Here is a 23,987-nt window from a genome sequence, read left to right as displayed (position 1 = left end):
AGGGTCAGGCGGCTGCCTTGTCACCCTTCACGCGGTCCTCCTGCGGGTGCGGCTTGCCGGACTTGCCGGCGCTGCGCTTGCCGTTGACCGCGCTGGTGTCGAGGGCCAGCGACATCGTCGCGTAGCCGATGGCGTCGCTCATGATGTCGAGCGCCTCGACGTTGATGTTGTGGATGTCGTCCTTGGCGGTGTGGTAGTTCGGGTCGTACGTGACGCCCTCGGTCCCGCCGAACATCTCGACCTCCTCGGCCGTCTTCGTGCCGTCAGCGCCGGTGAAGAGGCCCGAGGCCGGCACGCCGTTGGCGATGAAGGCCGAGTAGTCCGAGCGACCGGAGAACTCGGTGTCCACCCACGGCTGGTTGATACCGTCGAAGTAGTCCGTGAAGACGTCCTCGGTCTCCGCCGAGCCCTTGGGGACTGCGACCGGGGCCTCGTAGGTCGACTCGTCCGCGTCGTACACGCCGATGATGTGGTTCGGCGACGCGATCATGTCGAAGTTGAGGTAGGTCGCGATGTTCTCGAGCTCGGCCTTGTTGTTGTCCACGAGGTCCTGGACGTAGTAGTCCGACCCGATGAGACCGAGCTCCTCGGCGCCCCACCAGGCGAAGCGGACCTTGTTGTTGAGCTTCTTGGCCTTGCCGAGCTGGACCGCGGTCTCGAGGATGCCCGCCGAGCCGGAGGCGTTGTCGTTGATGCCCGCGCCCTCAGGGGCGCCGTCGAGGTGGGCCCCGACCATGACGACGTTGTCGTCGCGGCCGGCCCTGGTCTCCGCGATGACGTTGAAGGTCTCGCGCTCCTCCATCGTCTTGTCGAGGATGAAGGTCATCGTCACCGGGCCGTTGGCCATCTTGCCGAGCAGCTCCTGGCCGACGGCCTGCGTCACGCCGGTGGCGGGCGCGCTGTCCTGCATGACCCCACCGAGGGTGCCGTTGAGCGGACCGGCGGCGTTGTTGTAGACGATGACGGCCTCGGCGCCGGCGGCGTGCGCGGCAGCAGCCTTCTGGCCGAAGGTGCACGTTCCCCGGCTGACGAGGGCGATCATGCCGTCGAGGTTGGCTCCCGCGTACGCGCCGGCGTCGCAGCCGGTCGCGGTCGCGGGGGCGGCGAGCTCGCCGGTCACGCCACCCTCGGGCGTGGGCTGGCTGTACGACATCGGGGTGTTCTCGACCGGGCCGGCGTCGGGCGAGACCTCGGTGAGGCTCGTCTCGTGGACCATCTCGTAGAAGAACGGGAAGTACTGGCGCTCGGTCGTGTAGCCGGCCTTCTTGAGCGTCTTCTCGACGTACTTGGCGCTCACCTCGTAGCCGGGCGTGCCGGCGGCGCGGGTGCCCCCGTTGGCGTCAGCGATGGCCTGGAAGGCCTCGAGGTGGTCCATGACGGCGTCGGCCGTGATGCCCTTGGTCATCTTGTCGGGGGTGTTGATGTTCTGCGCGACGGCCGGTCCGCTGGCGATCGTGGCGGTGGCCAGGGTCAGGGCGGCGGTGCTGGCGGTGACGGCGAACGTCCTTCGGGTCTTCATTGATCCTCCGGTGGGGGTGACGGCCCGGGTGTGTCCCAGGTCATAACGGCGTACGTTAGGTCAGGAACGACGGGGCCGCATCCGGAGAAGACCGCCCTCCTGCCGGTCTCGCCAAGAGAACGCCTGGGCCCCTGACCTGCGGAAGATGTCACCATCCCCCCATGACCGCTCCTCTTCACCCCGACCTCGAGCCTGTCTTCGACGAGGTCCTGCGCCGCAACGCCGGCGAGGACGAGTTCCACCAGGCGGTGCGCGAGGTCCTCGAGTCGCTGGCCCCTGTCGTCGACAAGCGGCCCGAGTACGCGCAGGCCTCGATCATCCAGCGGATCTGCGAGCCCGAGCGTCAGATCATCTTCCGCGTGCCGTGGGTCGACGACGAGGGACGCGTCCAAATCAACCGCGGCTTCCGCGTCGAGTTCAACTCCGCGCTCGGCCCGTACAAGGGTGGTCTGCGCTTCCACCCGAGCGTCTACCTCGGCATCGTGAAGTTCCTCGGCTTCGAGCAGATCTTCAAGAACGCGCTCACCGGCATGCCGATCGGCGGCGGCAAGGGCGGGTCGGACTTCGACCCGAAGGGCCGCAGCAACGGCGAGATCATGCGCTTCTGCCAGTCCTTCATGACCGAGCTCTACCGCCACATCGGTGAGTACCGTGACGTCCCCGCGGGCGACATCGGCGTCGGCGGCCGCGAGATCGGCTACCTCTTCGGGCAGTACAAGCGGATCACCAACCAGTACGAGGCCGGTGTTCTTACGGGCAAGGGCCTCACCTGGGGCGGCTCGCAGGCCCGCACCGAGGCGACCGGCTACGGCACCGTCTTCTTCGCCGACGAGATGCTCAAGGCGAAGGGGGAGTCCTTCGACGGCAAGCGGGTCGTCGTCTCGGGCTCGGGCAACGTCGCCGTCTACGCGATCGAGAAGGTCCACCAGCTTGGCGGCATCGTCGTCGCGGCGAGCGACTCCTCCGGCTACGTCGTCGACGAGGCCGGTATCGACCTTGCCCTGCTCAAGGACGTCAAGGAGGTCCGCCGCGGCCGGATCAGCGACTACGCGGCCGAGCGCAGCGGCGCCACCCTCGTCTCGGACGGCTCGATCTGGGACGTCCAGTGCGACATCGCCCTGCCGTGCGCGACGGAGAACGAGCTCCTCGAGGCGGACGCCACGGCCCTGGCGAAGGGGGGAGTCCGGCTCGTCGCGGAGGGTGCCAACATGCCGTGCACCCCGGCTGCCGTGCGGATCCTCCGGGAGGCCGGCGTCGCGTACGCCCCCGGCAAGGCCGCCAACGCCGGCGGCGTCGCGACGAGCGCCCTGGAGATGCAGCAGAACGCCTCGCGCGACTCGTGGAGCTTCGAGCACACGGAGGAGCGGCTCGCCGAGGTGATGAAGGGGATCCACGACAACGTCCTCGAGACCGCCGAGGAGTTCGGCTCCCCGGGCGACTACACCGCGGGCGCCAACATCGCCGGATTCATCCGGGTCGCCGACGCCATGCTCGCCATGGGCGTCATCTGAGATGACCGCCGCCGGTCCGCTCGCGGGGGTCCGGGTCGTCGAGCTCAGCGGGATCGGACCGGCCCCGTACTGCGCGATGCTGCTCGCGGACCTCGGCGCCGACGTCGTGCGCGTCGACCGGATGGGCGGCAGCACGCTCCCGACCCCCGTGCTCGACCGGGGCCGCCGCTCGATCGAGGTCGACCTCAAGCACCCCGACGGGCTCGACGTCGTCCGTCGGCTCGCAGCCTCCGCCGACGTCCTGCTCGAGGGCTTCCGGCCCGGTGTCCTCGAGCGGCTGGGCCTCGACCCCGAGGGGCTTCTCGCGCAGAACCCACGCCTCGTCGTCGCCCGGATGACCGGCTACGGGCAGGACGGTCCGCTCGCGGATCGTGCGGGGCACGACATCACCTACGTCGCGCTGTCCGGTGCGCTCGCCTCGATCGGTGAGCGCGGAGCCCCGCCGACCGTGCCGCTCAACCTCGTCGCGGACTTCGGCGGGGGCGGGATGCTCATGGCCGTCGGGATCCTCGCCGCGCTGCACAGCGCCCGGGAGACCGGTCGCGGGCAGGTCGTCGACGCCTCGATGGTCGAGGGGGCGGCGTCGTTGATGGCGATGATCTACGGCTTCCGGGCCGTCGGTGCCTGGAGCCTCGAGCGCGGCAGCAACGTCCTCGACGGAGGGGCGCCCTTCTACCGGACCTACCGCTGCGCCGACGGGGGCTACGTCGCGGTCGGGGCGATCGAGCCGCAGTTCTACCGCCTGCTGCTCGAAGGGCTCGGGCTCACCGACAAGCTGTCGGTGCAGGCGCAGATGGACGCAGGCACCTGGCCGGCGACCCACGATCTCCTCGCGTCGACCTTCGCCACCCGCACCCGGGCCGAGTGGGTCGAGACCTTCGGCGACACCGACGCCTGCGTCCAGCCGGTGCTCGACCTCGACGAGGCACCCGAGCACCCGCACAACCAGGCCCGGGGGACCTTCGTCGACGTCGGCGGCCAGACCCAGCCGGCACCCGTGCCGCGCTTCTCGGCGACCCCGGCGGCCGTCCCGGAGCCCGCGCCGGCCCCCGGCGCCGACACCGAGGCGATCCTCGCCGAGATCGGGTTGGCGGACCGCCTCTCGGAGCTCCAGGTCGGCGGTGCCGTCCGCCAGGCCCAGAGCCGCCCGAGCCCGGGCTAGAGCGCCTCGATGATCGTCGCGTTGGCCTGACCGCCGCCCTCGCACATCGTCTGCAGCCCGTAGCGCTGACCCTCACGGCGCATCCGGTGGATCATCGTCGTCGTCAGCCGGGCACCCGAGCCACCGAGCGGGTGCCCGAGCGCGATCGCCCCACCCTCGGGGTTGAGCCGCGCGGGGTCGGCGCCGATCTCCTGGAGCCAGGCCAGGGCGACGGGCGCGAAGGCCTCGTTGACCTCGAAGGTGTCGATCTCCTCGAGCGCGAGCCCGGAGCGCTCGAGCGCCTTGTGCGTCGCGGGGATCGGGCCGGTGAGCATCATCACCGGGTCGGAGCCGACGACGACCGCCGTGTGCACCCGGGCGAGCGGGGTGAGGCCGAGCTCGGCCGCCCTGTCGGCGGACATCACGAGCACGGCGGCGGCGCCGTCGGACATCTGCGAGGAGTTCGCCGCGGTGATGACGCCGTCCTCGCGGAAGACGGTGCGCAGCTCGCCGAGCGCCTCCAGGGTACCGCCGCGGCGGACCCCTTCGTCCTGGCTCACCACGGTGCCGTCGGGCAGGGTGACGGGCACGATCTGCTCGTCGAAGGCGCCGGCGTCCTGCGCAGCCGCTGCGCGGGCGTGGCTCTCGAGGGCGAACCGGTCGCACTGCTCGCGGGTCAGGCCCCACTGCTCGGCGATCATCTCGGCGCCGATGCCCTGGTGCGGCCGCACGCCGTCGAAGCGCTCGAGGAAGGCCGGGCCGAGGTAGTCGGCGTCGCCGCCCGAGGAGCCCATCGGGGCCCGGGTCATCGACTCGACGCCGCCGGCGACGACCGCGTCGTAGTGCCCGGCGACGACACCGGCGACCGCGAAGTGCAGCGACTGCTGCGAGGAGCCGCACTGCCGGTCGATCGTCACGCCCGGCACCTCGATCGGCCAGCCCGCCGCGAGGACCGTCGTCCGGGCGATGTCGGCGGCCTGCTCCCCGGCCTGCGTGACGCACCCCCAGATGACGTCGTCGACGACCGACGGGTCGACCCCGACCCGCTCGACGAGACCCTGGAGGACCTGCGCGCCGAGGTCGACGGGGTGGAGCTCGCTCAGGGCGCCGTTGCGGCGACCGACGGGGCTGCGCACGGCGCTGACGATGACGGCTTCGGGCATGAGGTGGACCTCCGGGTCGGGGTGGGTGCCGCGGGCGGCCGCGGTCCCCAGATCGTAGGCCTGCCCGAAAGTTGAGCGGAATGGACTCAACCCTGGGATCGTTGTCACTGGTGAGTCCAGACCACGACCCCGAGGAGACCCATGGACCTCAAGCCGACCACCAAGGTCGCCGAGGCGCTCGCCCTCGCCCAGCGCTCCGCCCAGACCGACGGCCACACCGAGATCACCCCTTCGCACCTCGTCTCCGCGCTCCTGCGGGTCGACACCGCCCAGGCCGACACCCTGCTCCAGGCCGCCGGCACAGGAGCCCAGCACGTCCTCGGCCAGGCCGACCGCGCGGTCGCCGGTGTGCCCAAGGTCGCCGGCTCGACCGCCCAGGCGCCGACCTTCGGTCGTGACGCGCTGGGCGTCCTCCAGGCCGCGAACACCCTCATGCAGGCGAAGGGGGACAGCTACCTGGCCTTCGACCTCCTCCTCCTCGCCCTCGCCGAGGGCGGCCACCTCGCCGCCGTCGAGAAGCGCGGCGCCGCCGACATGGAGAAGAAGATCGAGGAGCTCCGAGGCGGCCGCAAGGTCACCTCCGAGACCCCGGCCGAAGGGGGCGAGGCGCTCGCCGAGTACGGCACCGACCTCACCGAGGTCGCCCGCGAGGGCAAGCTGGACCCGGTCATCGGCCGGGACAGCGAGATCCGCCGGGTCGTCCAGGTCCTCTCCCGTCGCACGAAGAACAACCCCGTCCTCATCGGCGACCCCGGCGTCGGCAAGACCGCCGTCGTCGAGGGGCTCGCCCAGCGCATCGTCGACGGCGACGTGCCGGAGTCCCTGCGGGACAAGAGGCTCATCGCCCTCGACCTCGGAGCGATGGTCGCCGGCGCGAAGTACCGCGGCGAGTTCGAGGAGCGGCTGAAGTCCGTCCTCGAGGAGATCCGCGCCAGCGACGGCGAGATCATCACCTTCATCGACGAGATCCACACCGTCGTCGGGGCCGGCGCCTCCGGCGACAGCTCGATGGACGCGGGCAACATGCTCAAGCCGATGCTCGCCCGCGGCGAGCTGCGGCTCGTCGGTGCGACGACGCTCGACGAGTTCCGCACGAACATCGAGAAGGACCCGGCGCTGGAGCGCCGCTTCCAGCAGGTCTTCGTCGGTGAGCCGAGCGTGCCCGACACCATCGCCATCCTCCGTGGCCTCAAGGAGCGCTACGAGGCGCACCACAAGGTCGAGATCGAGGACAGCGCGCTCGTCGCCGCCGCCTCGCTCTCCGACCGGTACATCACCGGCCGCCAGCTGCCCGACAAGGCGATCGACCTCGTCGACGAGGCCGCGGCCCGGCTGCGGATGGAGATCGACTCCAGCCCCGTCGAGATCGACGAGCTGCAGCGGGCCGTCGACCGGATGGAGATGGAGAAGCTCCACCTCGCCAGGGAGACCGACGACGCGAGCCGTGACCGGCTCGAGCGTCTTGAGGCCGAGCTCGCGGACCGCAAGGAGGAGCTCGCCGAGCTCAATGCCCGGTGGGAGCAGGAGAAGTCCGGCCTCAACAAGATCGGTGACCTGCGTGCGCGCCTCGACGACCTCAAGACGCAGGCCGAGAGGCTGCAGCGCGAGGGCGACTACGAGGGTGCCTCCCGCATCCGTTACGGCGAGGTGCCCGCCCTCGAGGCGGAGCTGGCCCGCGCTGATGAGGCCGAGCTCTCCCGTGGGGACGACCTCATGGTCAAGGAGCGCGTCGGCGCCGACGACATCGCCGAGGTCATCTCCGCGTGGACCGGCATCCCCGCCGGACGTCTGCTCCAGGGCGAGACCGAGAAGCTCCTCTCCATGGAGTCGATCATCGGTTCGCGCCTCATCGGCCAGCAGTCCGCGGTCGCCGCGGTCTCGGACGCGGTGCGGCGCAGCCGGGCCGGCATCGCCGACCCCGACCGCCCCACCGGCTCCTTCCTCTTCCTCGGCCCCACCGGCGTCGGCAAGACCGAGCTGGCGAAGTCCCTCGCGGACTTCCTCTTCGACGACGAGCGGGCGATGGTCCGGATCGACATGTCGGAGTACGCCGAGCGGCACGCGGTCGCCCGACTCATCGGTGCGCCCCCCGGCTACGTCGGCTACGAGGAGGGCGGCCAGCTCACCGAGGCCGTCCGCCGGCGCCCCTACTCCGTCGTCCTCCTCGACGAGGTCGAGAAGGCTCACCCGGAGACCTTCGACATCCTCCTCCAGGTGCTCGACGACGGACGGCTCACCGACGGGCAGGGCCGCACGGTCGACTTCCGCAACGTCATCCTCGTGATGACCTCGAACCTCGGCAGCCAGTTCCTCGTCGACCCGCTGCTGGACCCCGAGGCCAAGCGTGAGGCCGTCATGGGGGCCGTCCGGGCGTCCTTCAAGCCCGAGTTCCTCAACCGGCTCGACGAGGTCGTGATCTTCGACCCGCTGAGCCAGGACGAGCTGAGCCACATCGTCGAGCTCCAGGTCCGCGAGCTCGCGACCCGTCTCGCCGACCGCCGGATCACCCTCGAGGTGACCGACGCGGCCCGCGCCTGGCTCGCCGAGAAGGGCTACGACCCCGCGTACGGCGCCCGGCCGCTGCGCCGCCTCGTGCAGAAGGAGATCGGCGACCGTCTGGCCACCGCGCTCCTCGCCGGGGAGGTCCGCGACGGGCAGACCGTCACGGTCGACGCCGCCGACGTCGAGGGCGAGGGGCTCGTCCTGCGCTGACCCTCGCGCAACGTCCGCCACGGTGGGGCTCAGCAGCCCACCGTGGCGGACGCAAGAGCTTGATCGGCAGACTGGGGGCATGGCCCCGCGACCGCACGTCCTCATCATCGGGGGTGGCGTCGCGGGGCTCACCCTCGCCGGCGCGCTCGCCCCGGAGCGTTGGCGGGTCACCGTCGTCGAGGGCCGTCCCGAGCGGGCGGCCTACGGGTCCGCGCTCCTTCTCTGGCCCTCGGCGGTGCGCGCCCTCGAGCGACTCGGCCACGCCGACCGGCTCGCCGGGAGCACGTGCCCGGCCGGTGGGGTCTCCCTCCGATCCCCCGGCGGGACCCTCCTCGCCCGGCACGACGGGGGATCCCCCCTCCGTCTCGTCGCGCGCCCTGACCTTCTCGCGATGCTCGACGCGGCCGTCCCTGCCGAGGCCGAGCGACGGACCGAGGAGGTCGCCGACCCCTTCGCCCTCGCCGACGAGCTCGGCGCAGACCTCGTCGTCGGCGCCGACGGCGTCCGCAGCATCGTCCGCCGCGCCACCTGGCCGGGCAGCGACCCGACCGACACCGGCTGGGTGGCGCTGCGGGGCGTCCTCGACGGCACGACCTCCACGACGACGGAGTACTGGGGCCCGGGTCAGCTCTTCGGCATCACCCCGCACCCGCACGGGACGAACTGGTTCGCCGCCTTCCGCAGCGATGCGGCCCCCGAGGACGCCGGCGCCGCGCCCCTGCTCGCCGACGCCACGGAACGCTTTGCGAGCTGGGCGCCGGAGGTCGGCGGGGTGCTCGCGCGGGTGACACCGCGGACGGCCGGCGCGCAACGCCTGCTCGTCACCCCGCCGCGCCCGAGGCTCGTCGCCGAGCGAGCCGGGCACCGGGCCGTCCTCCTCGGCGACGCCGCCCATGCCATGACCCCGAACCTCGGCCGCGGTGCCTGCGAGGCGATCCGCGACGCCGCGGTCCTGGCGCAGATGCTCGAGCGTCACGGCCCGACGCGCGGCCCGGCTGGCTACGAGCGCCGCCGCCTGCTCCTCGGTCAGGGCTTCCGGCTGGCGGCCACCCCCGCCCTGCGCGTCGCGACGACGACCCGGCTGGCACCCCTTCGGGACCGGGCGCTGCGCGCCGTCGCCGGCAGACGAGACACTCGGCGCAGCCGCTGACCGGGACGGCCCACCCCGGCTAGGTTGACCCCCATGCGTCGCCGAGCCCTCCTGGCCCTCGCCCCTGCCCTGCTCCTCGCGGTGGGCGGGTGCTCCGGCGGCTCGGACGCCGCCCCGCCCGACGAGGCGAAGCGGATCGCCACCCAACGCTTCGACCAGGCCGGCGCCCTCCACATCGACCTGCGGAGCTCTGGCCTGCCCAAGGGCCGCGACGGGGTGTCGAAGGCGGTCGGTGACGGTGTCGTGAGCGCCGACCGGCCGGCCTTCACCGGCGAGATCTCGGGAGTCATCCAGGGCAACCCCGCCGGCATCTCGCTCATCGCGATCGACGAGCAGACCTGGATGTCCTTCTTCACCAAGGACTACAACCCGGTCGAGATGTCGACCCTCGGGGCGCCCAACCCGGCCGAGTTCTTCCGCCCGGGGACCGGGATCGGCCAGCTCATCAGCGAGACAGACGCGCTCACGGCGGGGGAGGAGTCGCGCGAGGGCAAGGTCGTCGTGCAGACGTACTCCGGCAAGCTCCCGGCGGCCTCGGTCGAGCGGCTCTTCCTCCTCGGCAAGGAGGCCGACACCTTCGACGTCACCTACGGCATCGAGCCGGAGTCCGGCGAGGTGCGCTCCGCCGAGATCGTCGGCGAGTTCTACGAGGGGCACACGATGACCTTCACCGTCACGCTCTCCGACTACGGCAAGAACGTCACGGTCGACGAGCCGGCGTGAGCCCCGCCCGCACCCCTGCCGCACGCTCGGTCGAGCCGCGCTCGCCCGACCCGCGCGTCCTCCTCGCGGTCGCCTCGACTGCGGTGGCCCTCGCCGCCGCCGACACCTACGTCGTCGTCCTCGCGCTCACCGACATGATGGAGGGGGTCGGGCTCACCCTCGACAGCCTGCAGAGGGCGACACCCATCATCTCGGGCTTCCTCCTCGGCTACATCGCCGTGCTGCCCCTCATCGGTCGACTGGCCGACATCGTCTCGCGCAGCCGGATCCTGCTCGTCTGCATGAGCCTCTTCATCCTCGGGTCGGGCGTCACGGCGCTCGCCGTCGACCTCGACGTCCTCGTCGCGGGCCGCGTGGTCCAGGGCATCGGCGGCGGCGGCCTCGTCCCGGCGACGCTGGCGATCGTCGCCGACCTCTGGCCGGTCGGGCGCCGCGGTGTCCCGCTCGGGGTCGTCGGCGCGGTCCAGGAGGTCGGGTCGGTGATCGGTCCCGTCCTCGGCGCGGCGGTCCTCGCCGTCGCCGACTGGCGGGCGATCTTCTGGCTCAACGTCGTCCTCGGCATCGTCCTGGCCGTGGTCCTCGCGGTGATCACCCGGGGCAGCGAGCAGCAGCCGGGACCGCCTCCGGCAGCGGCGACGGGACGTACGGGCCTGTGGGGTGGCGTGCTCGGCGCGCTCGCCGTCGCCACGCTCTGGCTCGCGCTCGCAGCACCCCGTGCGCTGGCCAGCGATGTCACCCTCGGCATCCCCTTCGTCCCCTTCGGGTCGGCGTCGCACCGGCTGCTCACCCCCATCGGCGTGCTGGCCCTGGTCCTCGGCGTCGTGGCGCTCGCGCTGACCCGGCACCGTTGGTGGCCCCCGCTGCGATCCGGCGACCTCCTCGGCGCGCTGCTGCTCGGGACCGCGCTGGGCTGCGTCGTGCTCACCTTCGCCGCTGCGAACCCGGAGGAGGAGGTCGTCGGGCCGCTCGGCTACGCGTTGCTCCCCGTCGCGGTCCTCGCGACGGTCCTCTACGTGTGGCGGCACCGCACGGCGGCGGACCCGCTCGTCCCGCGGGGGACCTTCACCGGCCGCATGCCCTGGGCCCTGGCCGTCTCCCTGCTCGTCGGTGTCGCGCTCGTGTCGGTCATCGTCGACGTGCCGCTCCTCGCGCGACTCACGACCGACGGGGGGCAGACGCACGCGGCGATGGTGCTCGTGCGCTTCCTCGTCGCGGTCCCCGTGGGTGCCTTCCTCGGCGGCTGGCTCCTCTCCCGGCTCGGCGCCGGCTATGTCGCGGGCGCCGGGCTGGCGCTCATGGCCGTGGGCCTCGGGGTCATGTCGACCTGGGGGCAGGACTCGCTCGACCAGACGGTGAGCGTGACGGTCGTGCTCGTGGCCGTCGGTCTGGGCGCCGGTCTTGCGCTCGCCCCGGTCAACGACGCGGCGCTGGCCGACTCGCCGGAGCATGCCCACGGCACGGCGAGCTCGCTCGTCGTCGTCGCGCGGATGATCGGCATGGTCGTCGGGCTCGCGCTGCTCACCGGCATCGGGCTCAATCGCTACTACGCGGCGATCGACGCGCTGCCCCCGGAGCAACGGACGTCGGGGGCGGCTCTCATCGAGACCGCGATGATCCAGGTCGAGACGGTCTTCCTCGGGGCGGCGCTCGCCGCCGGCGTCGGGGCGGTCGTCGCGCTGCTCACCCTCGGTCGTGTCCCCGAGCGGGTCCGTCGCGAGGGCCGTGCAGCCGGCCTCTGATCTGCTGGGCCGGGGACCTGCCCGGGGCTCAGGCCACCTGGCCGAGGAGCAGCGCCTCGAGATGGTCGACGACCCGTCCCGTCGCCTCGTAGGTCAGCATGTGGCCGGCGTCCTCGACGACGTCGAGGTGTGCGCCCGGGATGCGCTCGTGGTAGCGCCGTGACCACTTCGCCGGGGTGAGCCGGTCGCGCCCGCCGGCCATGACGACGGTGGGGATGCCGACGAGCACCCGGAGGTTGGCGATCTCGTCGTGCCCGAGGAGCGCCTTGAAGTAGCGGCCGGTCGTCCGGGCTCTCGTCCCGTTGACGATGCGGGCCACCTCGTCGACATCGGCATCGGGTGCCGTCGCGCCGAAGAGGGTCGAGCGGATCATCGTCCGGCGCATCCGCAGGGAGGGAGCACCGGGCGGCAGAGCCGCCTGCAGGCCCATGAGGACCCCCTCGCCCCGGACCGGGCGCCGCAGCGAGGCGAGCTCGGGGGTGGTCGCGACGAGCAGGACCCCGGCGGTCCGCGCGTGGAGCTCGTCGGGGTGTGCCCCCGCGTACGCCATGAGCGTCATGCCGCCCATCGAGTGGCCGCCGAGGACGACCCGGCCGTGGGGCGCGACGTCGGCGAGCACCTGGTGCAGCGCCTCGCCGAGCCCGCGGACCGTCGGGCGTCGCTCGCGGCCCAGGCTGGAGCGTCCGTGCCCCGGCTGGTCGTAGGTGACGACCCGGACCGCGTGCCGGGCCTGGAGCTCGCGGACGACGCGGTCCCACGTCGTCCGGTCGAGGTTCCAGCCGTGCGCCAGGACGACGGTGGGCAGGTCCTCGTGGCGCCCGGACGGGGTGTGGTCGACGACGTGCAGCCGGGCCCCGTCCGGCGTGGTCACGGTCCGCGTCGTGACCGAGACCCCGGGGACCTCGTCCTCGTGCCGCAGGCTGGTCATACCCGGTCCTCGAGCTCGACGACCACGGGGGCGTGGTCGCTCGCGCCCTTGCCCTTGCGCTCCTCGCGGTCGATCGCCGCGCCGGTGACGCGCTCCGCGAGCGACGGGGTGCCGAGGACGAAGTCGATCCGCATGCCGCGCCGCTTGGGGAAGGCGAGCTGCTGGTAGTCCCAGTACGTGTAGACGCCCGGGCCGGGTGCGTGCGGCCGGACGACGTCGACCATGCCGTCGTCGAGGAAGGCCTGGAAGGCGGCCCGCTCGCGCGGCGAGACGTGCGTCTTGCCGTCGAAGGCGGCCATGTCCCACACGTCGTCATCCTGCGGGGCGATGTTCCAGTCGCCGCCCAGGGCGAGCGGCAGGTCCGGGTGCGCCTCGCGCCACGCCTGCGTCTGGGCCCGGAGCACGTCGAGCCAGTGCAGCTTGTACTCGAGGTGCGGGTCCTCCAGGGTGCGGCCGTTGGGAACGTAGAGGCTCCACAGCCGCACGCCCTGGCAGGTCGCGCCGATCGCTCGCGCCTCGGGTGCGGCCGGCTCGCCCCAGCCGGGCAGGTCGGGGAAGCCGACGGAGACGTCCTCGAGGCCGACCCGGCTGACGATGGCCACGCCGTTCCACTGGTTGAGCCCGTGGTGGGCGACCTCGTAGCCCAGCCCCTCGAAGGGGAGGTAGGGGAACTGCTCGTCCTTGGCCTTCGTCTCCTGCATGAGCAGGACGTCGACGTCGGAGCGCTCGAGCCAGGCGGTCACCCGGTCGACGCGGGAGCGGATGGAGTTGACGTTCCAGGTCGCGATACGCACCTGGCCACCCTAGCCACGGCCGCTGACGGCTCATATCGTCGCCCGTATGCGCCCCTTCATCGAGATCCCCGCCGCCGAGGGCACCGTCGAGGCGGTGCTCGCCCGCCCGGATGCCGAGGGCACGTACCCGGGCGTCATCCTCTTCATGGACGCCATCGGGCTGCGTCCGCGGATCGAGGAGATGGCCGACCGGATCGCGTCGTGGGGCTACGTCGTCCTCGCGCCCAACACCTTCTACCGCTCCGGGACGGCCGCCGAGACGACGCCGACGACCGACCTGCGCGACCCCGAGGAGCGGGCGGCGTACGGCAAGGTCTCGGGCTCCTACCTCGCGGAGCTCACCGGTGCCCGGATGGAGGCGGATCTCCCGTACTACGTCACCGCCCTCCGGGGGGTCGAAGGGGTGGACCCGGGCCCCATCGGCGTCACCGGCTACTGCATGGGGGCCAGGTTCTCCACCCGGGCGGCCGGGCTGGAGCCGAGCGTCGCCGCCTGCGGCGGCTTCCACGGCGCCGGGCTCGTGACGCCCGACAAGGACAGCCCGCACACCCGGCTCGCGACGGCCCGCGCGGCCTTCGTCTACGGGCACGCCGACCAGGACAAGCTCAACCCGCCGGAGGCGATCGCCACGCTGGAGGCGACGCTCGCCGCGGCCGGGCTCGAGGCGCAGAGCACGATCTACCCCGACGCGCCGCACGGCTTCACGATGAGCGACACCTCGAGCTACCAGGAGGCCGGCGCCGAGCGGCACTTCGAGGAGCTGCGCACCCTCTTCGACCGGACCCTGCGCGCGTGAGCACCGCACTCGTCACCGGCGCGACCGCCGGGATCGGCCGCGAGTTCGCCGAGCAGCTCGCCGCGCGCGGCCACGACCTCGTGCTCGTCGCTCGTGACGTCGAGCGGCTCGAGGCGGCCGCCGTGGAGCTGCGGGAGCGGCACCGGGTGGAGGTCGAGGTCCTGCCCGCCGACCTCTCGGACCGGGCACAGGTGCAGCGGGTCGCCGACCGGGTCGCCGCGAGGCCGGGACAGGCGCCCGTCGACATCCTCGTGAACAACGCGGGATACGGGCTGGGCACCCCCTTCGTCGAGACCTCGGTCGAGGAGGAGGAGCGGCTCCTCGACGTCCTCGTCCGTGCGGTTCTCGTGCTGAGCCACACCGCCGCCCGCTCGATGACGACGCGGGGGAGGGGACAGATCATCAACGTCTCCTCGGTCGCCGGCTTCATCACGAGCGGCACCTACGCCGCGGCGAAGAGCTATGTCACGGTCTTCACCGAGTCGCTCTCGACCCAGCTGCGGGGAACGGGGGTCACGGCGACCGCGCTGTGCCCGGGCTTCGTCGTCACCGAGTTCCACGAGCGCGCCGGCATCGACCGGGGCGAGCGCACCGGACCCTTCTGGCTCGATGCCGCGGACCTCGTCCGCGAGGCCCTCGCCGACGCCGACCGCGGGCGAGCCGTGAGCATCCCCAGCCCGCAGTACAAGGCGCTCGTCACCGCCCTGCGCCACCTCCCGAGGGCTCTCGTCCGCAACCCGGCGGTCCTGGCCGTCCACCGCCGCCGACGCTGACCTCCCTTCGTAGGATGGGCGGGTGACCACCGACATCGCCGCTGACAAGGCCCGCCTGCTCGAGATCATCAAGGAGAAGGCGATCGTCCACGGACGCGTCACCCTCTCCTCGGGCAAGGAGGCCGACTACTACGTCGACCTGCGCCGCATCACCCTCGACGGCGAGGCCGCTCCGCTCGTCGGGCGGGTCATGCGCGACCTCGTCGCCGACCTCGACGTCGTCGCCGTCGGCGGGCTGACCCTCGGCGCAGACCCGGTCGCCACCTCGATGCTCCACGCCGCCGCGGCGGAGGGGGAGCGGCTCGACGCCTACGTCGTCCGCAAGGCGGGCAAGGCGCACGGGCTCCAGCAGCGCATCGAGGGGCCGTCGGTCGAGGGCCGCCGGGTGCTCGTCGTCGAGGACACGACGACGACCGGCAGCTCGCCGCTCGAGGCCGTGAGCGCCGTCCGCGAGGTAGGGGGAGAGGTCGTCGCCGTCGCCACGATCGCCGACCGCGCGACCGGTGCCGGCGCCCGGATCGAGGACGAGGCGGGCGTGCCCTACCGCTTCGCCTACACCCTCGAGGACCTCGGCCTCGCCTGACGGGCTTCGAGGGGGCGGTCGCCTTCACCTTTCGGTTCGAAGACGATCTGGCCGGAATCCCGTCCGGACCGTCTTCGCACCGACGTGCTGGAGCGGCGCTGTGTCCGTCCGACGAAGGGGATTTGCATGGCTGCTTAGGTAAGCCTAACTTAGGCTCACCTAAGTCGCCGATCGCCGGCGCTCCGTCCCTGTTGAGAGGTCACCGATGCCCCGTCCTACCCGCCGCGTGCTGCTCGCTGCCGCGGCCCTCGCCCCCGCGATCGCGCTGGGTGCCTGCTCGACCGGCCCGTCCGGTTCCGCCGACGCCACCTCCGGCGGAGGGAGCACGAGCGCAGCAGCCGACGCCTTCCCGGTGACGATCGAGCACGCCCTCGGCGAGACGACGATCGAGAGCGCCCCCACGAAGATCGCGACCGTCGGCTGGTCCGACCAGGACGTCGTCGCTGCCTTCGGCATCGTGCCGGTGGGTGCACCCGCGATCACCTGGGGTGGCAACGACAACAAGTCCACCGACTGGTTCGACGCGGCGACCGAGGCCATCGACCCAGACGCCGAGATCGTCCGCTACGACGACGCCGACGGCGTCCCCGTCGACGAGATCGCCAAGCTCTCCCCGGACCTCATCCTCGGCGTGAACTCCGGCATCTCGCAGGAGGAGTACGACAAGCTCGCGAAGATCGCCCCGACCGTCGCCTACGCGGGAGCGCCGTGGGGAACCGCCTGGGAGGACAGCGTCACCACCGTGGGCAAGGCCCTGGGCCAAAGCGAGAAGGCCGAGGAGATCGTCGCCGACATCGACGCCCAGATCGACGAGGCGGTCGCGAAGTACCCCGCGATCAAGGGCAAGAGCGCCGCGTGGGTGTGGTTCAGCCCGACCGACCTGTCCAAGCTCACCGTCTACGGCCCGAGCGACCTACGCCCGCAGATGCTCGAGCGCTTCGGGATGACGACGCCGGAGGCGGTGTCCTCGCAGGCGAAGGACGGCGCCTTCAGCTTCGACATCTCCGCGGAGAAGGCGCAGACGCTCGAGTCCGACATCCTCATCTTCTACGTGACGAAGCCGGAGGAGGTCGACGCGCTGAAGAAGGACGCCCTCCTCGGCACAATCCCGGCCCTCGAGAGCGACCACTACATCGCCTCCGCCGACAACGCGACGGCGCTGACCATGTCGTCGCCGACGCCGCTGTCGCTGCCGGTGGCCCTGGAGAAGTTCCTGCCCAAGCTCTCTGACGCTGCCCAGGGCAAGCCCGCCTCGTGACCCCGGCGTCCCGGACGGCGACCGTCGCGGTCAGCGGCCTCGTGCTGCTGGCCGCGGCGGTCGTCCTGTCCGTCTTCGTCGGAGCCCAGGCACTGGCCCCCGGCGAGATCGTGGCGGCGCTGCGCGGTGCGGGCGACGAGCTGGCCGGAGGCATCGTCGAGGCGAGGGTCGACCGCACCATCGTCGCGGTCGTCGTCGGCGCCTGCGTCGCCGTCGCGGGCGCGGTGCTCCAGGGGCTGACCCGCAACCCCATCGCCGAGCCGGGCATCCTCGGCCTCAACAGCGGGGCGGCGCTGCTCGTCGTCATCGGCATCCGCGCCGGCGTGCTCACCTCGGTCACCGGCTACCTGTGGACCGCCCTGCTCGGGGTGATCCTCACGGGCGCGCTCGTCTACGCGATCACACTCACCGTGCCGCTCCGCCGGCAGCCGATGACGACCGCGCTGGGCGGGGCCGCGATCATGGCAGCGACGTCGAGCATCATGGTCGGCCTGCTCGTGAGCGACGACGGGGCGCTCGACGTCTTCCGGCACTGGCAGGTGGGCTCCGTGGCGGGCAAGGAGGCGACGCTCCTGTGGCCGGTCGCCCCCTTCGTCGTCGTCGGTCTCGCGCTCACCCTGACGTCGGGCCGCACCCTCAACACCATGGCGCTGGGCGACGACCTGGCCCGCGCGCTCGGCCAGCGGGTCCTGCTGGCCCGCGGTGGCGCCCTCCTCGGTGCGCTGCTGCTCACCGCGGCCGCGTGCGCGGTCGCCGGGCCGATCGCCTTCGTCGGCTTGGCCGTCCCTCACCTCGTCCGTCTCGTGAGCGGCACCGACCACCGTCGGATCCTGCTCGGCTCGCTGCTCGGCGGCCCCGCCCTGCTTCTCCTCGCCGACACCCTCGGACGGGTCGTCACCCCTCCGTCGGAGGTCCAGGTCGGTGTCATGACCGCGGTGCTCGGCGCCCCCGTCCTCATCCTCGTGGCCCGCCGGGCGGTGCGCCGATGAGCGCCCCGATCCTGGCCGCTCAGCGCGCCGCCGACGCCGCGACCGTGCGTGCCGCCCGCCGCCGACGCACGGTGCGAGCCGGCCGGGTGACGGGCGTGCTGCTCGTGCTCGTCGCCGCGGCCTTCGTCGTCCGGGTCACCCTCGGCGACTACACGGTGACGATCCCGGACACGCTGCGGATCATCCGGGGCGAGAGCATCCCGGGGGCCTCCTTCATCGTCCTCGAGTCCAAGCTGCCCCGTGCGGTCCTCGCGGTCCTGGCCGGCAGCGCCCTCGGCGTGGCCGGAGCGGTCATGCAGGACCTCGTCCGCAACCCGCTCGGCAGCCCGGACATCCTCGGGCTCACCGGGGGAGCCTCGGCCGCGGCCCTCTTCTCGATGGTGGTCCTCGGCGCGAGCGGGGCGAGCGTGACGGGCTTCGCCTTCGCCGGAGCCGTCGTCGTCGCCGCGGTCCTCGTCCTGCTGAGCCAGGGGGCGAAGGGGGGTGAGCAGGCCCTGATCATCGTGGGCGTCGGCTGCGCCGCCATGCTCGTCGCGGTGATCCACTGGGTCCTGCTGCGCGCCGACGTCTACCGCCTGTCCGAGGCGATGGCGTGGCTCTCCGGCTCGGTGGCCCGTGCCTCGTGGGGCGAGATCACCCGCCTCGCCGTGCTCGTCCCGATCGTGCTCGCGTTCACCCTCGTGCTGCACCGTGAGCTGCGGCTCATGCTGCTCGGCGACGACCTCGCCGCGGGGCTCGGGGTGCCGGTGCGCCGGACGCGTGCGCTCGGCATGCTCGCCGTCGTCGTGCTCGTGGCCGCGGTCTGCGCGGTCTGCGGCCCGATCGCCTTCGTCGCGCTCCTCGCCGGGCCGATCGGGCGTCGGCTCCACGCCGGTCGGACCCGGCTGGTCGACATCGGCCTCGTCGGCGCCCTCATGGTCCTCGCCGCGGACTACATCGCCGCCTACCTCATGCCGGGCGGGGCCAACCTGCCGGTCGGCGTGGTCACCGGGCTCGCCGGGGCACCCTTCCTGCTGTGGCTCATCGCCACCCGATCGCGCGTGGAGGTGCGATGACGACCGGACGTGCCGCACAGGGGCCCCAGCTGCGGGCGCAGAGCCTCACCCTCGGCTACCGCGAGGCCGCCGTGGTCGACCGGCTCGACCTCGACGTCCCGGACGGGCAGGTCACGGCGATCGTCGGTCCCAACGGGTGCGGCAAGTCGACCCTCCTGCGTGGCTTCGCCCGGCTGCTGCCTGCCCGGTCCGGCGCGGTACTCCTCGACGGACGCGCCATCGCGGACCTGCCGACGAAGGCGGTCGCGCGACAGATCGGGCTGCTCCCGCAGTCGCCCGTCGCGCCCGAGGGCCTGTGCGTCGCCGAGCTCGTCGCCCACGGCCGGCACCCGCACCAGGGGCTGCTGCGACGCCACTCGGCCGAGGACGATGCGGTCGTCGCCGAGGCGCTGCGGCTCACCGACACCATCGACCTCGCCGACCGGCTCGTCGACGAGCTGAGCGGGGGGCAGCGGCAGCGGGTGTGGGTCGCGCTCGCGCTCGCGCAGCGGCCGGAGATCCTGCTCCTCGACGAGCCGACGTCCTTCCTCGACATCGCGCACCAGGTCGAGGTGCTCGAGCTCGTGCGTCGTCTCAACGCCGAGCGGGGCACCACCGTCGTCATGGTCCTGCACGACCTCGCCATGGCAGCGCGCTACGCCGACCGGATCATCGCGATGCGCGACGGACGGATCATCGCCCAGGGAGAGCCCCGCGAGGTCGTCACCGAAGAGCTCGTCCACGAGGTCTTCGACATCCGCTGCCGCATCCTCACCGACCCCGACACCGGGACCCCTGTGGTGCTGCCGCGGGGACTGACCACACCAGGAGACCTGTCATGACCGAGATCCTCACCCGTGCCGGCCGCCGCGTCCGTGACTCCCTCGTCGAGGGTGCATCGCGGGCCTATGCCGGGGCGGCGATGGCGCCGACCCGGGACCGCACGACGCAGGAGATGCACGAGACGGTCGTCTCGGCGGTGACCGACCTCGGCGAAGGGGTGCGCCGCCTCACCCTGACGGGTGCGGGCCTGCGCTCCTTCGAGCGGGTCGGCGCCGACGAGTACTTCGGTCTGGTCATGCCGAAGGGGCCGCTCGTCATGCCGGACCCGGAGCGCCGTGACGTGCGTGCGGCGGTCGCGGACATCGACGAGGCGGACCGGCCCGACCTGCGGTGGTACACGATCCGGGCGCACCGGCCGGAGACTGGAGAGATCGACGTCGACGTCGTGACGCACGGCGACAGCGGGCCCGGATCGGCGTGGGTGACGCGGGCGAAGGTCGGTGACCCTGCGGGCTTCGTCTCCGGCGGGGCGCTGTACCGGGGTGACGATGTCTCGGGCCCGCAGCTCCTCGTCGTCGACGAGACGGCCGTGCCGGGGCTGCTTGCCGTGCTCGACGACCGTGCCCAGCGGGGGCTCTCCGGTGAGCTGCGCATCCACGTCGAGACGCCGACGCTCGAGATGGCGCGCGCGCTCGGCGTGCCCGAGGGCATGACGGTCCACGCGCGGGGGGACGCCGCCCCGGGCACGGCCGTCCTCGACGCCCTGCGCGGCGAGCACGCGAGCGACACCGCCGACCTCGACTACGCCTGGCTGTGCGGCGAGTCGGGCCTGGTCACCGGGATCCGGCGCCTGCTCGTCAAGGAGCTCGGCATGGAGCGCCGGCACGTGCTCTTCAGCGGGTACTGGAAGCTCGGTGCCGCCCGCCCCTGATCCGGCGCCGCGCGGCCCTGACCCCTTCGCATGGTTGGATCAGCCCCGGTCGCGAAGCGTGACCGCGGTCGTCAGCGCCGCCGTCGCCGCCTCGAAGCCCTTGTCCTCCGAGGAGCCAGGCAGCCCGGCGCGGTCGAGCGCCTGCTCGTCGGTGTCGCACGTGAGCACGCCGAAGCCCACGGGGACCCCGGTGCGCACGGACACCTCGGTCAGGCCGACCGCCGCCGCCTGGCACACGTAGTCGAAGTGCGGGGTGCCGCCCCGGATGACGACCCCGAGCGCGACGACGACGTCATGGTCCTGCGCCAGCCGCGCGGCGGCGACCGGCAGCTCGAAGGTCCCCGGCACCCGCACGACCTCGACGTCGGGGAGCCCGCACGCCTCGGCGCCTCGGCGCGCGCCCGCGACGAGGCCGTCCATCACCGTCTGGTGCCAGCTCGCGGCGACGATGACGGCCCGCAGGCCGCTCGCGTCGCAGCTGGTCGTCGGTGCTCCGTGGCCGCTCATGCGATCTCCTTCGTGCGCGACCCGCTCGTGCGAGCCGCCGTGTCGTCGTCGGCAGCGGGCAGGTGCCCCATCCGCTGCTCCTTGGTCGTCAGGTAGGCGGAGTTGTCCGGTCCCTGGCCGACGTGGATCGGCGTGCGTCGCACGGTGATCCCGCCATGCTCGAGCGCCTCGATCTTCGTCGGGTTGTTCGTCATGAGGTCGATCTCGGTGAGCCCGAGGTCGTGCAGGATCCCGACGGCCGCGCCGTACTCACGGGCGTCGACCGGGAGCCCGAGCGCGACCTGTGCGTCGACGGTGTCGGCGCCGGCGTCCTGCTCGGCATAGGCCCGGAGCTTCTCGAGCAGCCCGACGCCACGACCCTCGTGCCCGCGCAGGTAGACCACGGCGCCGCCGTGGCTGGCGACCTCGGCGATCGCCGCGTCGAGCTGGGGCCCGCAGTCGCAGCGGGTCGAGCCGAGCGCGTCCCCGGTGAGGCACTCGGAGTGCACCCTCACCCGGGTCCCTCCGGGTCGGGTGATGGCCAGGTGCTCGTCGCCGGTGACGAGGTCGCGATAGCCGTGCATCGTCAGCCGCCCGTGCCGGGTCGGCAGCGTCGTCGTGGCCACCCGCTCCACCCGGTCGTAGAGCTCGCGCCAGGCGGCGAGGTCGGTGATCGTCACGACGGGCAGGTCCATCTGCGCGCCGAGCGCGAGCACGTCGTTGGTCCGCAGCATCGTCCCGTCGTCCGCCGTGAGCTCCCCGATGGCGCCGACGGGCGCCAGCCCGGCGAGCCGGCAGAGGTCGACGGTGGCCTCGGTATGGCCCCGGCGGGTGAGCACACCCCCCTCGCGGGCTCGGAGGGGGACGACGTGGCCAGGGCGGACGAGGTCGCCCGGGGTGGCCACAGGGTCGGCGAGGACGCGCAGCGTCCGCGCCCGGTCGGCGGCGCTGATCCCCGTCGTCACGCCCTCGGCAGCGTCGACGGTGATCGTGTAGGCGGTCCGGAGCGAGTCCTCGTTGCGAGCGACCATGAGCGGCAGGTCGAGCCGGTCGGCGATCTCGTTGGGCATCGGCGCGCAGATGTACCCAGAGGTGTGCCGGATCGTCCAGGCGAGCCACTCGGGGGTGGCGCTCTGCGCAGCGAGGACGACATCGCCCTCGTTCTCCCGATCGGCGTCGTCGAGGACCAGCACCGGCCGGCCGACACGCAGCGCGTCGAGCGCCTGGGGGATCGTCGCGAAGGTCATGCCGTCGACTCCGTCCGGGTGAGGAGGCCGGCGACGTACTTCGCGAGGACGTCTGTCTCGAGGTTGACCCGGTCGCCGGGGGAGAGGGCGCCGAGCGTGGTCGCGGTGAGCGTCTCGGGGATGAGCGAGACCTCGAAGGTGTCGTCGGCGACGGCGCTGACGGTCAGCGAGGTGCCGTCGACGGCGACGGAGCCCTTGCGCACGACCTGGGAGCGCAGCTCCTCGGGCGCTCGCACGGTGACGACCTCCCAGCGCTCGTGCGCGGTGCGTCCGACGACCTCGCCGACGCCGTCGACGTGCCCCTGGACGATGTGCCCGTCGAGCCGCCCGTCAGCCCGCAGCGCCCGCTCGAGGTTGACCCGGTCACCGACCTGGAGCGCGCCGAGGGTCGTCCAGCGGAGGGTCTCGCCCATGACGTCGGCGACGAAGCGGCTCTCGTCGTGCTCGACGACGGTGAGGCAGACCCCGGCGACGGCGATCGAGCAGCCGTGCCGCGCGTCGGCGAGCACGGTGCTCGCACCGACGGTGAGGCGGGCGTCCTCACCCGTGCCGTGCTCGACGGCCAGGACGGTGCCGATCTTCTCGATGATCCCGGTGAACATCACTGCTCCTCGCAGCTCGTGGGGTGGGTGGGGCGCTCGACCCGCAGGTCGATCCGGACGTCGTCGCCGACCTGGCGGACGGCGCGGGTGATGAGGCGGTGGGCGTCCGCGATGGTCGTGATGCCCAGGTCGCCGACGGCGGCGGGCCCGGTGCCGAGCAGCGCGGGTGCGACGTAGGCCACGACGTCGTCGACGCACCCCGCCCGCCAGAAGGCGGCAGCAAGCGCTGGTCCGCACTCGAGCCAGACCGACCGGATCTCCCGCTCGTGGAGGGCGGCGAGGGCGGCGTGGACGTCCCGGGTCGTCAGGCGAAGGGAGGGTGCCGCGTCGTCGAGGACCCTCGCCCCGTCCGGCAGCGGGCGCTCGCCCATGACGACCCGCAGGGGCTGGTGGGGGAGCAGGCTTCCGTCGGCGGCGCGGGCGGTGAGGTGCGGGTCGTCGGTCAGCGCGGTGCCGGTGCCGGTGAGGACCGCGCCGTGCGCGGCGCGCTCCCGGCCGACCTCGGCGCGGGCCTCGGGCCCGGTGATCCACCGGCTCGTCCCGTCGGCGGCGGCCAGCCGACCGTCGAGGGTGGAGGCGTACTTCCACGTGACGCGGGGCCGGCCCAGGGTCGTGGCGATACGCCAGTCCCGGACGAGTTCGAGGGCCTCGTCCTCGAGCACCCCGTGCTCGACCTGGACGCCGGCGGCGCGCAGGACGTCCCCGCCGCCGCCCGAGGTCGCCCCCGGGTCGGACGCCGCGTGGAGGACCCGGGCGATCCCGGCGGCGAGGAGGCGTTCGGTGCACGGGCCGGTGCGTCCGGTGTGGGAGCACGGCTCGAGGGTGACGTAGGCGGTCGCGCCCTTCGCCCGGTCGCCGGCGGCCTCGAGGGCCCCGACCTCGGCGTGCGCGGTCCCGGCTCCTCGGTGCCAGCCCTCGCCGACGACCTCGGGCTGACCGTCCGGGCCGGGGGCGACGACGACGCAGCCGACCCGGGGGTTGGGGTCGACGGCGGGTCCGAGGGCCGCGAGCTCGAGGGCACGACGCATCCACGTGGTGTCTTCGGGCGTGGTCCCCACGGCTGCCTCCGGTCGGTGTCGGTCCAGCTCCGGGGTGTGCGTGCGCGCGAGGTCGCGTCAGGGCTGC

General features: G+C 72.9%; 22 protein-coding genes. 14 read left to right on the top strand and 8 right to left on the bottom strand.

The window, feature by feature from the left end:
- Positions 1 to 4: 4 nt before the first annotated feature.
- Positions 5 to 1,519 carry a M28 family peptidase gene (locus JNO54_RS01045; RefSeq protein ID WP_204142221.1) on the bottom strand — a complete coding sequence of 505 codons (1,515 nt, stop codon included), beginning with the start codon at positions 1,517 to 1,519 and terminating at the stop codon, positions 5 to 7.
- Positions 1,520 to 1,680: 161 nt separating this feature from the next.
- Here JNO54_RS01045 and gdhA point away from each other — a divergent pair, with 161 nt between their 5' ends.
- Together gdhA and JNO54_RS01035 are read left to right on the top strand one after the other, a co-directional pair.
- Positions 1,681 to 3,030, top strand: coding sequence for an NADP-specific glutamate dehydrogenase (gene gdhA, locus JNO54_RS01040; RefSeq protein WP_204142220.1), 1,350 nt, complete (start codon positions 1,681 to 1,683; stop codon positions 3,028 to 3,030).
- Position 3,031: 1 nt separating this feature from the next.
- The gene (locus JNO54_RS01035) at positions 3,032 to 4,192 is read left to right on the top strand and encodes a CaiB/BaiF CoA transferase family protein (RefSeq protein ID WP_204142219.1); all 1,161 of its coding nucleotides are present in this window, start codon (positions 3,032 to 3,034) and stop codon (positions 4,190 to 4,192) included.
- Here JNO54_RS01035 and JNO54_RS01030 read toward each other — a convergent pair.
- A complete protein-coding gene (locus tag JNO54_RS01030; protein WP_204142218.1) occupies positions 4,189 to 5,334 on the bottom strand; it encodes a thiolase family protein in 1,146 nt (381 codons plus the stop codon). The genes JNO54_RS01035 and JNO54_RS01030 overlap by 4 nt on opposite strands.
- A 141-nt stretch (positions 5,335 to 5,475) precedes the next feature.
- Between JNO54_RS01030 and clpB the strand changes: the two genes are divergently transcribed.
- The 4 genes from clpB (at position 5,476) to JNO54_RS01010 (ending at position 11,658) form a co-directional block, all read left to right on the top strand.
- Positions 5,476 to 8,046, top strand: a complete 2,571-nt coding sequence (clpB, locus tag JNO54_RS01025) for an ATP-dependent chaperone ClpB (RefSeq protein WP_204142217.1) — start codon at positions 5,476 to 5,478, stop codon at positions 8,044 to 8,046.
- A 79-nt stretch (positions 8,047 to 8,125) separates the two neighbouring features.
- Complete coding sequence (locus tag JNO54_RS01020) at positions 8,126 to 9,196, top strand: FAD-dependent monooxygenase (protein WP_204142216.1); 1,071 nt, start codon at positions 8,126 to 8,128, stop codon at positions 9,194 to 9,196.
- 33 nt (positions 9,197 to 9,229) lie between these two features.
- Positions 9,230 to 9,919 carry an LppX_LprAFG lipoprotein gene (locus JNO54_RS01015; protein WP_204142215.1) on the top strand — a complete coding sequence of 230 codons (690 nt, stop codon included), beginning with the start codon at positions 9,230 to 9,232 and terminating at the stop codon, positions 9,917 to 9,919.
- Positions 9,916 to 11,658, top strand: coding sequence for an MFS transporter (locus JNO54_RS01010; RefSeq protein WP_204142214.1), 1,743 nt, complete (start codon positions 9,916 to 9,918; stop codon positions 11,656 to 11,658). Before JNO54_RS01015 ends, JNO54_RS01010 begins: the two co-directional genes overlap by 4 nt.
- Positions 11,659 to 11,686: 28 nt before the next feature.
- Here JNO54_RS01010 and JNO54_RS01005 read toward each other — a convergent pair whose 3' ends face one another.
- Together JNO54_RS01005 and JNO54_RS01000 are read right to left on the bottom strand one after the other, a co-directional pair.
- Positions 11,687 to 12,586 carry an alpha/beta fold hydrolase gene (locus tag JNO54_RS01005; RefSeq protein WP_204142213.1) on the bottom strand — a complete coding sequence of 300 codons (900 nt, stop codon included), beginning with the start codon at positions 12,584 to 12,586 and terminating at the stop codon, positions 11,687 to 11,689.
- A complete protein-coding gene (locus tag JNO54_RS01000; protein ID WP_204142212.1) occupies positions 12,583 to 13,380 on the bottom strand; it encodes an exodeoxyribonuclease III in 798 nt (265 codons plus the stop codon). Before JNO54_RS01000 ends, JNO54_RS01005 begins: the two co-directional genes overlap by 4 nt.
- A gap of 46 nt (positions 13,381 to 13,426) precedes the next feature.
- Here JNO54_RS01000 and JNO54_RS00995 point away from each other — a divergent pair, with 46 nt between their 5' ends.
- From JNO54_RS00995 to JNO54_RS00960, 8 genes are all read left to right on the top strand, one after another.
- The gene (locus JNO54_RS00995) at positions 13,427 to 14,176 is read left to right on the top strand and encodes a dienelactone hydrolase family protein (protein WP_204142211.1); all 750 of its coding nucleotides are present in this window, start codon (positions 13,427 to 13,429) and stop codon (positions 14,174 to 14,176) included.
- Positions 14,173 to 14,949, top strand: coding sequence for an SDR family NAD(P)-dependent oxidoreductase (locus JNO54_RS00990; RefSeq protein ID WP_204142210.1), 777 nt, complete (start codon positions 14,173 to 14,175; stop codon positions 14,947 to 14,949). Before JNO54_RS00995 ends, JNO54_RS00990 begins: the two co-directional genes overlap by 4 nt.
- Before the next feature lie 22 nt (positions 14,950 to 14,971).
- Positions 14,972 to 15,532 carry an orotate phosphoribosyltransferase gene (pyrE, locus tag JNO54_RS00985; RefSeq protein WP_204142209.1) on the top strand — a complete coding sequence of 187 codons (561 nt, stop codon included), beginning with the start codon at positions 14,972 to 14,974 and terminating at the stop codon, positions 15,530 to 15,532.
- A 205-nt stretch (positions 15,533 to 15,737) separates the two neighbouring features.
- Entirely contained in the window at positions 15,738 to 16,790 is a 1,053-nt protein-coding gene (locus tag JNO54_RS00980) for an ABC transporter substrate-binding protein (RefSeq protein WP_204142208.1), read from the top strand.
- A complete protein-coding gene (locus tag JNO54_RS00975; RefSeq protein ID WP_204142207.1) occupies positions 16,787 to 17,779 on the top strand; it encodes a FecCD family ABC transporter permease in 993 nt (330 codons plus the stop codon). Before JNO54_RS00980 ends, JNO54_RS00975 begins: the two co-directional genes overlap by 4 nt.
- Positions 17,776 to 18,834, top strand: a complete 1,059-nt coding sequence (locus JNO54_RS00970; RefSeq protein ID WP_204142206.1) for a FecCD family ABC transporter permease — start codon at positions 17,776 to 17,778, stop codon at positions 18,832 to 18,834. Before JNO54_RS00975 ends, JNO54_RS00970 begins: the two co-directional genes overlap by 4 nt.
- Positions 18,831 to 19,655 (top strand): ABC transporter ATP-binding protein, encoded by an 825-nt coding sequence (locus JNO54_RS00965; RefSeq protein WP_204142205.1) that lies wholly within the window; start codon positions 18,831 to 18,833, stop codon positions 19,653 to 19,655. The genes JNO54_RS00970 and JNO54_RS00965 overlap by 4 nt, the downstream gene beginning before the upstream one ends.
- Complete coding sequence (locus JNO54_RS00960) at positions 19,652 to 20,527, top strand: siderophore-interacting protein (protein WP_204142204.1); 876 nt, start codon at positions 19,652 to 19,654, stop codon at positions 20,525 to 20,527. Before JNO54_RS00965 ends, JNO54_RS00960 begins: the two co-directional genes overlap by 4 nt.
- Before the next feature lie 39 nt (positions 20,528 to 20,566).
- On the opposite strand, the gene ribH is transcribed toward JNO54_RS00960, so the two are convergent.
- The 4 genes from ribH to ribD are packed head-to-tail and all read right to left on the bottom strand — an operon-like array spanning position 20,567 to position 23,920.
- Positions 20,567 to 21,034 (bottom strand): 6,7-dimethyl-8-ribityllumazine synthase, encoded by a 468-nt coding sequence (gene ribH, locus JNO54_RS00955; protein WP_204142203.1) that lies wholly within the window; start codon positions 21,032 to 21,034, stop codon positions 20,567 to 20,569.
- Positions 21,031 to 22,260, bottom strand: a complete 1,230-nt coding sequence (ribB, locus tag JNO54_RS00950) for a 3,4-dihydroxy-2-butanone-4-phosphate synthase (protein WP_204142202.1) — start codon at positions 22,258 to 22,260, stop codon at positions 21,031 to 21,033. The genes ribH and ribB overlap by 4 nt, the downstream gene beginning before the upstream one ends.
- Positions 22,257 to 22,862: a riboflavin synthase gene (locus tag JNO54_RS00945; RefSeq protein WP_204142201.1), complete on the bottom strand. Its 606-nt coding sequence runs from the start codon at positions 22,860 to 22,862 to the stop codon at positions 22,257 to 22,259. The genes ribB and JNO54_RS00945 overlap by 4 nt, the downstream gene beginning before the upstream one ends.
- On the bottom strand, positions 22,862 to 23,920 hold the full coding sequence (gene ribD, locus JNO54_RS00940) for a bifunctional diaminohydroxyphosphoribosylaminopyrimidine deaminase/5-amino-6-(5-phosphoribosylamino)uracil reductase RibD (protein WP_307817992.1): 1,059 nt from the start codon (positions 23,918 to 23,920) through the stop codon (positions 22,862 to 22,864). Before ribD ends, JNO54_RS00945 begins: the two co-directional genes overlap by 1 nt.
- Positions 23,921 to 23,987 lie beyond the last annotated feature (67 nt).

The organism is Janibacter endophyticus (assembly GCF_016888335.1).
Classification (GTDB): domain Bacteria; phylum Actinomycetota; class Actinomycetes; order Actinomycetales; family Dermatophilaceae; genus Marihabitans; species Marihabitans endophyticum.
Note: the sequence above shows the minus strand (reverse complement) of the source record. Positions and strands in the feature narration are given on the sequence as shown.

What these genes read in the sequence shown, in the direction of transcription:
- JNO54_RS01045 (WP_204142221.1), bottom strand. Translation starts at nt 1,519, where the DNA reads ATGAAGACCCGAAGGACGTTCGCCGTCACCGCCAGCACCGCCGCCCTG.
- gdhA (WP_204142220.1), top strand. Translation starts at nt 1,681, where the DNA reads ATGACCGCTCCTCTTCACCCCGACCTCGAGCCTGTCTTCGACGAGGTC.
- JNO54_RS01035 (WP_204142219.1), top strand. Translation starts at nt 3,032, where the DNA reads ATGACCGCCGCCGGTCCGCTCGCGGGGGTCCGGGTCGTCGAGCTCAGC.
- JNO54_RS01030 (WP_204142218.1), bottom strand. Translation starts at nt 5,334, where the DNA reads ATGCCCGAAGCCGTCATCGTCAGCGCCGTGCGCAGCCCCGTCGGTCGC.
- clpB (WP_204142217.1), top strand. Translation starts at nt 5,476, where the DNA reads ATGGACCTCAAGCCGACCACCAAGGTCGCCGAGGCGCTCGCCCTCGCC.
- JNO54_RS01020 (WP_204142216.1), top strand. Translation starts at nt 8,126, where the DNA reads ATGGCCCCGCGACCGCACGTCCTCATCATCGGGGGTGGCGTCGCGGGG.
- JNO54_RS01015 (WP_204142215.1), top strand. Translation starts at nt 9,230, where the DNA reads ATGCGTCGCCGAGCCCTCCTGGCCCTCGCCCCTGCCCTGCTCCTCGCG.
- JNO54_RS01005 (WP_204142213.1), bottom strand. Translation starts at nt 12,586, where the DNA reads ATGACCAGCCTGCGGCACGAGGACGAGGTCCCCGGGGTCTCGGTCACG.
- JNO54_RS00995 (WP_204142211.1), top strand. Translation starts at nt 13,427, where the DNA reads ATGCGCCCCTTCATCGAGATCCCCGCCGCCGAGGGCACCGTCGAGGCG.
- JNO54_RS00980 (WP_204142208.1), top strand. Translation starts at nt 15,738, where the DNA reads ATGCCCCGTCCTACCCGCCGCGTGCTGCTCGCTGCCGCGGCCCTCGCC.
- JNO54_RS00970 (WP_204142206.1), top strand. Translation starts at nt 17,776, where the DNA reads ATGAGCGCCCCGATCCTGGCCGCTCAGCGCGCCGCCGACGCCGCGACC.
- JNO54_RS00965 (WP_204142205.1), top strand. Translation starts at nt 18,831, where the DNA reads ATGACGACCGGACGTGCCGCACAGGGGCCCCAGCTGCGGGCGCAGAGC.
- JNO54_RS00960 (WP_204142204.1), top strand. Translation starts at nt 19,652, where the DNA reads ATGACCGAGATCCTCACCCGTGCCGGCCGCCGCGTCCGTGACTCCCTC.
- ribH (WP_204142203.1), bottom strand. Translation starts at nt 21,034, where the DNA reads ATGAGCGGCCACGGAGCACCGACGACCAGCTGCGACGCGAGCGGCCTG.
- ribB (WP_204142202.1), bottom strand. Translation starts at nt 22,260, where the DNA reads ATGACCTTCGCGACGATCCCCCAGGCGCTCGACGCGCTGCGTGTCGGC.
- JNO54_RS00945 (WP_204142201.1), bottom strand. Translation starts at nt 22,862, where the DNA reads ATGTTCACCGGGATCATCGAGAAGATCGGCACCGTCCTGGCCGTCGAG.